The organism is Flavobacterium sp. (assembly GCF_035456225.1).
Lineage (GTDB): Bacteria > Bacteroidota > Bacteroidia > Flavobacteriales > Flavobacteriaceae > Flavobacterium.
The window spans coordinates 1-10716 of record NZ_DATIDM010000145.1; the positions used below are offsets into that span (position 1 = coordinate 1).

Sequence of the window (10716 nt, forward strand, 5' to 3'; positions counted from 1 at the left end):
AAAAGTAGCGTTTTTTTTCAATTGCAAAAACATAAATTCCTGTTAATTGATTTCAACTGTCTGACCCTGATAGGGTATCTCACAATTTATCGCATAACGTGTTTCTATTTTTTCTTTCAGGGCGACCAAAGCTTCCGTTTCGCCGTGAACCAGAAAAATGGTCTGCGGTTTTTCTTCCAGTTCGGAAAGCCAATTTAACAAATCATCCTGATCACCATGAGCCGAAAGACCTTCTATTTCAACTATTTTAGCCTCAACCGGATAATACTTGCCATACATTTTTATTTCTTTTTCACCATCCAGCAATTTTCTTCCCCGTGTTCCTTCCGCCTGATAGCCTACTATAATCACAGTTGTTTCCGGCCGAACAATATAACGCTCGAGATAACTCAAAACGCGTCCACCGGTAATCATGCCGCTGGCTGCTATCACAACTTTAGGCTGGTCATCATAAATCGCAGCAATCGTGTCCTCATATTCGGTTATCATTGAAAAAACGGCGCACATCTCCCTACATTCGTCCAATTTCAATTTGTGCCATTCCCGGTTGTTTTCAAAAATATCGATTACCTTAATCCCCATCGGCGTATCGATAATGTAAGGCATATCCGGAATTTCACCTGCTTTTTTAAGTTGCCAGATTAAATACATAATGGCCTGCGCCCGTTCGACCGCAAAACTTGGAATAACCACATTTCCCCCTTTTTCAAAAGCTTCATTGATGCAGTCCTTCAATTCTGCTTTAGGGTCATTATCCGGATGAAGTTTATCTCCATAAGTGCTTTCCAAAAAAACATAATCCGCTGCTTTGGGTTTCACGGGAGGAAACATCAAATCATCATTATCTCTTCCTATATCCCCTGAAAAAACCAGCCTTTTACCTTCGATAAACAACTCAATTGAACAAGCACCCAATATGTGCCCTGCCGAAAAATAACGCGCTGAAATTTCGGCATCAATATCAAAAGAGGTATCGGGTTGGATTACTCTGAAAAAAGGCAAAACTTCCTCGGCGTCTTCGACCGTATACAAAGGCTGCGCGGGAATGTGTTTGGAATAATGCTCTTTGTTCGCTTTTTCCGCTTCCTCTTCCTGAATTTTAGCACTGTCCATCAGAATCAACCTGGTAATGGCTTTCGTTGGACTGGTACAGAAAATCTTTCCTTCAAAACCCTGTTTGATTAACAGCGGAAGCCAACCGCAATGGTCCAGATGCCCATGGGTCAGCAATACAAAATCGATGGTCGAAGGCAAAATCGGAAGCGGCTCCCAATTGAGCTGCCTGATTTCTTTACCGCCCTGAAACAAACCGCAATCAACTAAAATACGAATCCCTTTTGATTCGATTAACGTTTTGGAACCTGTTACGGTTCCGGCAGCACCTAAAAACTGTATCTTCATGGTTTAGTCATTAAAAATAAAACGGTTATCCCCTGCTTTTTCACACAAGTCAGAAGCTTCTTTGATAATGTTTTTTATCCGTCTGTAATTGACACCTATATCCATCAATAATTGACTGTTATTGACTAATTCCGAAGCAAGAAGAACATTCTGTATGAGTAATTTTTCTTTTTCGTTCAATGTTAAAGTTGTCAGACAGGTTACCGGATACAAACCATTTTCCTCTATTTTGTATTTCAGACATTCTTTAATCGGGAAATCCCAGCTGATGAGTTTCAGATTGGAACAATCACCAAACTGAATGGCTTCGGTGGTGAAACGGTTATTGGTTATCACCCAACATTTGTTTATTCTATCACTTTCACTGAAGATCGGATGTGTTTTTCCTTTCAAATCATTGAAACGCGACAGGATGTACATCGGGATTTTGACATCGGATTTAATTTCGCTGCTGCCGTGAAACTTACATTCGACCATAGCAATCATATTTCCTTTTTTCACCAGGATATCAATTTCATGGGAAACACAATTCCCTTCAAGAATAATATTGGTTTTGGTTTCAAAGCCTTCCGTCTGGAACAGCAATGCAATATATTTTTCAAAAAAGAACCCGGCCGGACCCAAAGCCTGAACAGCAGTTTTCAAATTGTATCTTGCGGCATGTGCTTTGGAAGTTTTTTTGAGCAGCTGAAATGCCATTTTGTAAATTTTACGCGTTGGCATCCCATCATAGATTTCTCTTTCAATGATGCTGAGAATATCTTCTATTTTTTCTTTTGAGGCACCGGAAAGCATAAGAGAATTACGGAGCTTCTCCCGATCGAAATGTACTATATCTCCGGATTGTTTAACGACCTTCATAAACTAACTCGTTTGTCTAAAGGTACGAATTTTTCAGAAGTTTTTTCTCTGATAATAAAAAGCAGGAAGAAAGATTACCAAAAACAAAGGCTGAATCAGAAAGCGTCTAATATAAAACAACAACATCGAATCCGGTTTCTCGGAAAATTGCAAAATACCAAAAAACACACTCATCAATACAACAAAGAAAACAAGGTATAAAACCGAGGTAACCTTTACGAGCTGAACATCTTTAAAGGCCACATAAATTATCAGTACAGAAAGCACTGAATTCAGAAAATAGCGTAGAGTCATTCCAAAAAAAAGCGGAAGAGGCTCATAATCCGGTAAAGAAGCGTTCTGAAATTCGTCTTTAAAAAAACCCAGAAAAGGATCATAAAACAAATCCTGTTCAAACAAGCGAATCATTGCCAACAGAGCGACCAAAACAAAAATCCAAACGATTTTAGCTTTATTTCTCAAAACCTCTTTTAACATGACCTGAAAATTTCTGAATCCATAATATCCATAAAACAAAAACCACGGCATAAATAAACAGCGGAAAAATCACGCCGTGCATCAAATGTTCATATTCCGGCATATTGTATAGCGCCATGGTCAGCAGTACTATCCGAAGAACATTAAGTATATGTATAATAAGACACCCTGCCAGTATATACAGTATAGTTTTTATCCATTTGCCGGAAAATGCGAAAACAAAAGCCGCAAAAAGAATCATTACACTCAAAGCATTACAGCCTTCTACGATACGGGCCACAAATTTCCCTTTATAAATCAGGTTCATGCATGGCTCAAAGACATTCTGCTCTACTTTAGCTTCCTTACCCAAAAACTGCAACACAGTCTCTGACTGAACCGCTACCGAACGAGTAAAACCATCCACTTCAAAAACAGTCACATCATATTGGCTAAGATAAAATCTGTATCCGACCGTTAAAAAAACATAAAGCACAAAAAACTTTATCAGGAAAATAAAAAAAGGCCTGTATTGCAAAAAGAGTTTTTTCACTTGAATGATTTTAACAAAAATATAAAAATTAAAAGAGTGCAATTAAATACTTTTGCTTAAAACCAAAAAACATGACATTTCAGGAATTACAACCAAAAGTTACCGAGCTGCTTTCGCAAAACGGTGTTTCACGCGATGAAAAATTAAAAAGCCTGTGCGGATTATTGAGCGACACTATCAGCTATTATGATTGGGTAGGCTTTTATTTTGCCGATCATGAAACCAGAACATTACATTTAGGACCTTATGTTGGGGCCGAAACCGACCATACCGTTATTCCGTTTGGAAAAGGGATTTGCGGACAGGTAGCCGAATCCAACGCGAATTTTGTAGTTCCGGATGTTAAAGCACAGGACAATTATATCGCCTGCAGCCTTACGGTGAAATCCGAAATTGTCGTACCTCTCTTTGTCGATGGGAAAAACATCGGACAAATAGACATTGACAGCCATGTTCTGGATCCTTTCACAAAAGCAGACGAAGATTTTTTAGAATTTGTAAATCAGGAAGTTGCAAAACTTTTTTAAGCAAGTTTCGGCATTTTGTTTGTGAGTTTAAAAAATAAAGTTACCTTTGCACCCGTATTGGGATAGTCTCAATCTACATAATAATCATTTTAATAATATTAGCATGTATTTATCTAAAGAGGTAAAAGCTGACATCTTCGCTAAACACGGAGGAAAAGCTGAAAACACTGGTTCTGCGGAAGGACAAATCGCTTTGTTCACTTTCAGAATTTCACACTTAACAGAGCACTTGAAAAAAAATCGTCACGATTTCAACACTGAACGCTCGTTAGTTTTATTAGTAGGTAAAAGAAGATCACTTCTTGACTACTTAAAGAAAAAAGATATCAACAGATATCGTGCGATTATCAAAGAATTAAACATCAGAAAATAATCATGAGAAGAGGTGCCTGCGCGCCTCTTTTTGTTTTGTATATTTTGACAGAAAAAAGTTTGGTTTTTCATTGGGTATTAGACAACTACACACAACAACAACACAACTGACACCCTTTGTTTAATTAAGAATTAAATTTTATGATTCCTAAAGTTACCCAAGAAATTATCGATTTAGGAGATGGAAGAACCATTTCAATCGAAACAGGAAAACTTGCCAAACAAGCCGACGGTTCTGTCGTGGTGCGTATGGGCGATGCAATGTTATTAGCTACGGCAGTATCTGCCCGTACTGCCAATCCAGGAGTGGATTTTCTACCGTTAACAGTAGATTACCGTGAGAAATTTGCCGCTGCAGGACGTTTCCCTGGAGGTTTTTTCAAGAGAGAAGCTCGTCCTAGCGACAACGAAGTACTTACCATGCGTTTGGTAGACCGCGTATTGCGTCCGTTATTCCCGGATGATTACCATGCGGAAACACAAATCATGATTCAGTTAATGTCACATGACGATAATGTTATGCCGGATGCATTGGCAGGTTTAGCCGCTTCAGCCGCATTAGCCGTTTCAGACATTCCTTTCCACAACTTAATTTCCGAAGTACGTGTAGCACGTATCGACGGTAAATTTGTTATCAACCCAAGCAGAGAGCAATTAGAATTATCCGATATCGACATGATGATTGGTGCTTCTTTGGATTCGGTTGCGATGGTAGAAGGTGAGATGAAAGAGATTTCAGAAGCCGAAATGGTAGAAGCAATCAAATTTGCTCACGAAGCGATCAAAGTTCAGATTCAGGCGCAGTTAAGATTACAGGAAGCTTTTGGTAAAAAAGAAATCCGTACGTATGAAGGCGAAGTGGAAGATGAAGAAGTTTACAAAAAAGTAAAAGCAGCAGCATACGACAAGTGCTATGCAATTGCACAAGAAGCTTCAGGCAAAAGTGAAAGAAGCGAAAAATTTGCTGTCGTAAAAGAAGAGGCAAAAGCTTTATTTACAGAAGAAGAATACGCCACTAATGCTGATTTAGCAGGATTGGTTGGAAAATATTTCTACAAAACCAACAAAGAAGCGGTTCGTAACGTAATCCTTGAAAAAGGAATTCGTTTAGATGGTAGAAAAACTACAGAAATACGCCCAATCTGGTGCGAAGTTGATTATTTACCATCAGTACACGGTTCGTCGTTATTTACCCGTGGAGAAACTCAAGCTTTGGCTACTGTTACTTTAGGTACTTCCAGAGAAGCTAACGTAATCGATTCACCATCAGAACAAGGCGAAGAGCGTTTCTACTTACATTATAACTTCCCTCCTTTCTCAACTGGTGAAGCAAAACCTTTAAGAGGAACTTCCCGTAGAGAGGTTGGTCACGGAAATTTAGCACAACGTGCTTTAGTAAACATGATCCCTGCTGATTGTCCTTACACTATCCGTATTGTTTCAGAAGTATTGGAATCTAACGGTTCTTCTTCTATGGCAACGGTTTGTGCAGGAACTATGGCTTTAATGGACGCTGGTGTTCAGATGACAAAACCAGTATCCGGGATTGCTATGGGATTGATTACTGACGGTGAGAAATTCGCAGTTTTATCCGATATTTTAGGTGATGAAGATCACTTGGGAGATATGGACTTTAAAGTAACCGGTACTGCAGACGGTATTACGGCTTGCCAGATGGATATCAAAATCGAAGGATTGCGTTACGACATTATGGAACAGGCTTTAGATCAGGCACGCGACGGACGTTTACACATTTTAGGCAAATTAACCGAGACGATTGCCACACCAAGAGCAGACGTTAAGAAACATGCTCCAAAAATCATTACACGAACTATCCCTGGAAACTTCATCGGTGCGTTAATCGGACCTGGAGGAAAAGTGATTCAGGAATTACAAAAAGCGACAGGAACTACTATCGTTATCAACGAGGTGGACGAGCAAGGTGTAGTGGAAATTTTAGGAACAGATCCAGACGGAATTGCAGCAGTATTGGCTAAAATTGACTCTATCATTTTCAAACCGGTAATGGGCGAAGCCTATGAAGTAAAAGTAATCAAGATGCTTGATTTCGGAGCGGTAGTAGAATATACTGCAGCGCCAGGAAATGAAGTATTACTTCACGTATCGGAATTAGCATGGGAACGCACTGAAAACGTTGCCGACGTAGTTAAAATGGGCGATGTGTTTATGGTAAAATACCTAGGTGTAGACCCTAAAACAAGAAAAGAAAAAGTTTCTAAAAAAGCTTTATTGCCTAGACCTCCGCGTGAGGAGAAAAAAGAAGCTTCTCAAAAAGGTTAATTTTTTTAATAAAATTAATTCATAGTAACCCTGTTTCGGCTTCGGAACAGGGTTTTCCTTTTTGCATTATTACAACAAAGTTTTTCAAAAATAAAATCACATTTAACATTTTTACATTAAATTAATCTTTAATTTGCGTAAGAATTATACATACTTTTTTGCACGAATTACCAATGAAACCCAAACCAAAAAGAGATTTACAAAAACTATTAATTGCGTTCGCCATTGTTTTTTTCAATCTGAACCATCTTCAAGGCCAGTCGTCCGACGAAACACTTTTCAAAGCATTTGATTTGGCAATCGGAAAAGAGAATCTGGCCATCAACAACGGTCCTATACACATTAATGAATACCGCATCATAAACAACAAACACCAATATTATCCAACGGAAAAATTCGAAAACAGCTCCATTGTCTATAATGACCAACTCTATTTCGATATTCCAATCAAATATGACATCTACAAAGACCTTGTGATTTACAGGCCGCAAGAATCCAACGCAATCGGTATTGAACTGATCCGGGAAAAAACAACCTCTTTTACTGTCAACAATAAGAAATTCATCTACATTGCCAATCTGTTTTTCCAAATAAACCAAATAAAACCGGGCTATTATGAAGAAAATGTAACTGGTAAAAATTTCATCTTTTACATTAAACACCATCGGGATAAAAGAGAAATACTGAAAGGTTCTTCGGTTTTTTACGAATTCGAAGATAATTATGAATACTACATCAAAAAAGACAATTCATTCAACAGAATAAGTTCGAAAAAAGATCTCATTCGACTTTTCCCGGAATACAAAAGAAAAATCAATGATTTTTATTTCTCCTCCAAAAAATTACTAAAATCAAACGAACCCCTCTTTTTCGAAAAAATGATCACCTACCTTACTAATGCAATGGAAAACAACGTCGAGTAACCAATGAAAAGAATTCTCATTACACTACTGGTTGCGCTAGTATATCAAATTGCCACGGCACAGGTTGAAGAAAAGAAATTTTCCTTCAACTTCGAGAACACAACCCTTGAAAAGGCAATTGAATCTATCGAACAGGAATCGGATTACTCTTTTTATTTTGACAAAGACTGGTTCAAAAATTATCAGGAGCCAATTACCCACCGATTTTCAAATGAAACCCTGGAAACCGTGTTAACCACGTTATTTCAAAACACTCAAATCAATTTTTATGTAACCGACAAAAAAGTAATTCTGACGCAAAACAGCATGATTTACGACAAATTGCCGGAGAATTATTTTAACGACGAAAAGACCAAAACAACAAACAACACCACAGTAGTTATACAAAGCGCACCTGTTTTTCAAAAAGAGCTCAATCCCAACGAAAACAAGGTGAATTTTATAGGAAAAGAAAATAAGACCCAAAAAGCAAAAACGTACACCTTATCGGGTTATGTAAAAGATGCTAAAACAGGTAAACCGCTTCCGGAAGTAATCATAAAAACAAAAAACAACGAAGCTACTGCTATTACAGACAATCAGGGATTCTACACCATAACGCTGCCTGTAGGCTTAAACATTATCGAAACCGACAACTTTTTATACAAAAAAGAAACCCGGAAAGTAATGGTGTACAGTAACGGCAAATTGGATCTGGCGGTTTCCGAGAATGTCAATCAGTTAAAAGAAGTTATCGTAAAAGGTAAAAAAAGTGAAGCCATCAAAAGTGCTAACACCGGAGTTACCTCCATCGATATTGAAGGAATGAAAAACATCCCGATGGTCCTTGGCGAAAGGGATATTTTTAAAGTGGCGACTACTATTCCGGGAATAAAAACAACTGGTGAAGGATCGGCAGGTTTTAATGTTCGTGGCGGAAAAACCGATCAAAATCTCATCCTCCTGGACAATGGCGTTATTTACAACCCGGCTCATTTCTTCGGCTTCTTTTCGGGAATCAATTCATTCACAGTAGGTTCAGCCGACATTTACAAAGGAAGTATTCCTGCCGAATATGGCGGACGCCTTTCTTCTGTTTTTGACATTAAAACCAAAAACGCGAACACTACAAAACTTACCGGAGAAGGCGGTATCGGGCCTGTTACCAGCAACCTTACCGTAGGTATCCCGATAATCAAAGGGAAATCAAGTCTTCTGGTTGGAGGCAGGGCAACCTATTCCGATTGGATCCTAAAAACACTTGACGATAAATCGCTTCAAAACAGCCAGGCTTCTTTTTACGATGCCGTTATAAAATACAATCATAAAATAACCGAAAAAGACGACTTGGAAGCCACAGCTTATTACAGTCATGACAAGTTCAGCGTTTCTTCCGACTCACTCTATAAATACAGTAACCGTCTTTTCTCATTGAAGTGGGGTCATTCCTTCAACTCCAAACATAAAGGAGCGCTTTTATACTCAAACAGTCAGTATAAATTCAACATTGAATATGACAAATCAACTGATCCTACAAAATCGTTTGATTTCGGTTATAAAATCAATGAAAACCACTTTCAGTTTAAGTTCGGTTATACATTAAATGACAAACACAAAATAAGTTATGGTTTAAGTTCAAAACTATACCAAATCGAACCGGGAGACCTGGACCCAACCGGGGAAGGAACTATAATTACACCTGTATCCATAGAAAAGGAAAAAGCACTGGAATCCGGGATATACCTTTCAGACTCCTTCAAAGTATCCGAAAAACTATTGGTTAATGCCGGAATACGATACTCTTTCTATGCTGCACTGGGTCCTTCCACACAAAGAACCTACCAGACCAATTCGCCTATTACTGACGCTACGGTAACAGAAACCAAGGAATTCGGAAACAACGAGGTCATTAAAACTTACAATGGATTCGAACCAAGAGTTTCTGCACGGTTTTTTCTTAGAAAAGACCTGTCCGTTAAGGCAAGTTATGACAAAACGTACCAGTACCTCCATCTACTTTCCAGCAATACTACACAATCACCCACAGATACCTGGAAGCTTTCCGATCTGAACGTTTCGCCGCAGGACGCTAATCAATTTTCATTGGGATTGTATAAGGACTTTATCGAAAAAGATTGCGAAGTAAGCGTGGAAGGATACTACAAAAAAACAAACAACATCTTGGATTATAGGGTTGGAGCAGAATTATTGTTAAATGAAAACATTGAAACCCAATTATTAAAAGGAAAAGGAAAAGCATATGGTGTAGAATTCCTGTTGAAAAAAAACTCGGGAAGACTCAACGGATGGCTGGGCTATACTTATTCAAGAACCTTTGTAAAACTGGACAGTCAATTTGAGAGCGACAAAGTCAACAACGGAAATTGGTTTCCTGCCAATTATGACAAACCACACGATTTGAGCGCCGTTTTAAATTATCGATTCACCAAACGATATAGTGCTTCCACCAATTTCATTTACCAAACCGGCAGACCTATAACCTATCCGGTAGGGAAATACACTTACGGAAACGCAGAATACACGATGTACAGTGACAGAAACCAATACCGCATTCCGGATTATTACCGTTTAGATATTGGGATAAACATTGAAGGAAATCATAAAATAAAAAAATTGGCACACAGTTTTTGGAATATATCCGTTTATAATGTTTTAGGAAGAAACAATCCGTATTCGGTGTTTTTCGTAACTAAGAATGGTGAAATTAAAGCCTATAAAACAACCATATTTTCGGTTCCTGTTCCGACGATTACCTATAATTTCAAATTTTAATTAAAAACACATCAAATGAAAACAACATACATATTCAGATTCATTGCTGTACTGCTGTTTTTTTCAGGCATAACAAGTTGTACCGAACCCTATCAGATTGAAACAAACACATTCGAAGAAGCTATTGTGATTGAAGCGACAATAACGAATGAATTGAAAAAACAACAGGTGAAAGTCAGTAAAACATACCGATTGGAGGAAAATGGCCCCACCTTTGAATCTGGAGCCGAAGTGCGCATAGAAGACGATTTAGGCAATCAATATCAATTTACGGAAGGAGACCATGTTTATGAATCTACCACCGAATTTCAAGCGCTTCCGGGAAGACATTACCAATTATTTGTTACTACTGCAAACGGTGGTGAATACACTTCCGCAAAAGAAATCCTGACCACGATTACCGAAATTGAAAGTTTGAGTACAACAGTCGTTACCAAAGACGGGCAAACAGGTGTAGAAATCGGCGTAAACAGCTACGACCCAACCGGAACCTCAAAATATTACCGTTACGAATACGAAGAAACATCAAAAATTACAACTCCTAAATGGA

Annotated in this window: 10 protein-coding genes; 6 read left to right on the forward strand and 4 right to left on the reverse strand. The window is 38.4% G+C overall.

Annotated elements, in window-relative coordinates:
- Nucleotides 1-42 precede the first annotated feature (42 nt).
- The 4 genes from VLB74_RS08550 to xrtF are packed head-to-tail and all read right to left on the reverse strand — an operon-like array spanning nucleotide 43 to nucleotide 3271.
- Nucleotides 43-1401: an MBL fold metallo-hydrolase gene (locus VLB74_RS08550; RefSeq protein WP_325203036.1), complete on the reverse strand. Its 1359-nt coding sequence runs from the start codon at nucleotides 1399-1401 to the stop codon at nucleotides 43-45.
- Between the two features lie 3 nt (nucleotides 1402-1404).
- A complete protein-coding gene (locus VLB74_RS08555; protein WP_325203037.1) occupies nucleotides 1405-2262 on the reverse strand; it encodes an ATP cone domain-containing protein in 858 nt (285 codons plus the stop codon).
- Nucleotides 2263-2295: 33 nt separating this feature from the next.
- Nucleotides 2296-2739 (reverse strand): exosortase F system-associated membrane protein, encoded by a 444-nt coding sequence (locus tag VLB74_RS08560; RefSeq protein WP_325203038.1) that lies wholly within the window; start codon nucleotides 2737-2739, stop codon nucleotides 2296-2298.
- Complete coding sequence (gene xrtF / locus VLB74_RS08565) at nucleotides 2714-3271, reverse strand: exosortase family protein XrtF (RefSeq protein WP_325203039.1); 558 nt, start codon at nucleotides 3269-3271, stop codon at nucleotides 2714-2716. Before xrtF ends, VLB74_RS08560 begins: the two co-directional genes overlap by 26 nt.
- A 71-nt stretch (nucleotides 3272-3342) precedes the next feature.
- Here xrtF and VLB74_RS08570 point away from each other — a divergent pair, with 71 nt between their 5' ends.
- The 6 genes from VLB74_RS08570 to VLB74_RS08595 all read left to right on the forward strand — a co-directional run.
- Nucleotides 3343-3798 (forward strand): GAF domain-containing protein, encoded by a 456-nt coding sequence (locus tag VLB74_RS08570; protein ID WP_325203040.1) that lies wholly within the window; start codon nucleotides 3343-3345, stop codon nucleotides 3796-3798.
- Between the two features lie 103 nt (nucleotides 3799-3901).
- Complete coding sequence (gene rpsO, locus VLB74_RS08575; RefSeq protein ID WP_325203041.1) at nucleotides 3902-4171, forward strand: 30S ribosomal protein S15; 270 nt, start codon at nucleotides 3902-3904, stop codon at nucleotides 4169-4171.
- A 140-nt stretch (nucleotides 4172-4311) separates the two neighbouring features.
- Entirely contained in the window at nucleotides 4312-6471 is a 2160-nt protein-coding gene (locus tag VLB74_RS08580; RefSeq protein ID WP_325203042.1) for a polyribonucleotide nucleotidyltransferase, read from the forward strand.
- 173 nt (nucleotides 6472-6644) lie between these two features.
- Nucleotides 6645-7394 carry a hypothetical protein gene (locus VLB74_RS08585; RefSeq protein ID WP_325203043.1) on the forward strand — a complete coding sequence of 250 codons (750 nt, stop codon included), beginning with the start codon at nucleotides 6645-6647 and terminating at the stop codon, nucleotides 7392-7394.
- Nucleotides 7395-7397: 3 nt separating this feature from the next.
- Nucleotides 7398-10166, forward strand: coding sequence for a TonB-dependent receptor domain-containing protein (locus tag VLB74_RS08590; RefSeq protein ID WP_325203044.1), 2769 nt, complete (start codon nucleotides 7398-7400; stop codon nucleotides 10164-10166).
- Nucleotides 10167-10181: 15 nt separating this feature from the next.
- Nucleotides 10182-10716: DUF4249 domain-containing protein (locus tag VLB74_RS08595; protein WP_325203045.1), on the forward strand; the 535-nt coding region annotated here is incomplete at its 3' end.

What these genes read in the sequence shown, in the direction of transcription:
- VLB74_RS08580 (WP_325203042.1), top strand. Translation starts at nt 4,312, where the DNA reads ATGATTCCTAAAGTTACCCAAGAAATTATCGATTTAGGAGATGGAAGA.
- VLB74_RS08585 (WP_325203043.1), top strand. Translation starts at nt 6,645, where the DNA reads ATGAAACCCAAACCAAAAAGAGATTTACAAAAACTATTAATTGCGTTC.
- VLB74_RS08550 (WP_325203036.1), bottom strand. Translation starts at nt 1,401, where the DNA reads ATGAAGATACAGTTTTTAGGTGCTGCCGGAACCGTAACAGGTTCCAAA.
- VLB74_RS08590 (WP_325203044.1), top strand. Translation starts at nt 7,398, where the DNA reads ATGAAAAGAATTCTCATTACACTACTGGTTGCGCTAGTATATCAAATT.
- VLB74_RS08560 (WP_325203038.1), bottom strand. Translation starts at nt 2,739, where the DNA reads ATGTTAAAAGAGGTTTTGAGAAATAAAGCTAAAATCGTTTGGATTTTT.
- VLB74_RS08570 (WP_325203040.1), top strand. Translation starts at nt 3,343, where the DNA reads ATGACATTTCAGGAATTACAACCAAAAGTTACCGAGCTGCTTTCGCAA.
- VLB74_RS08555 (WP_325203037.1), bottom strand. Translation starts at nt 2,262, where the DNA reads ATGAAGGTCGTTAAACAATCCGGAGATATAGTACATTTCGATCGGGAG.
- rpsO (WP_325203041.1), top strand. Translation starts at nt 3,902, where the DNA reads ATGTATTTATCTAAAGAGGTAAAAGCTGACATCTTCGCTAAACACGGA.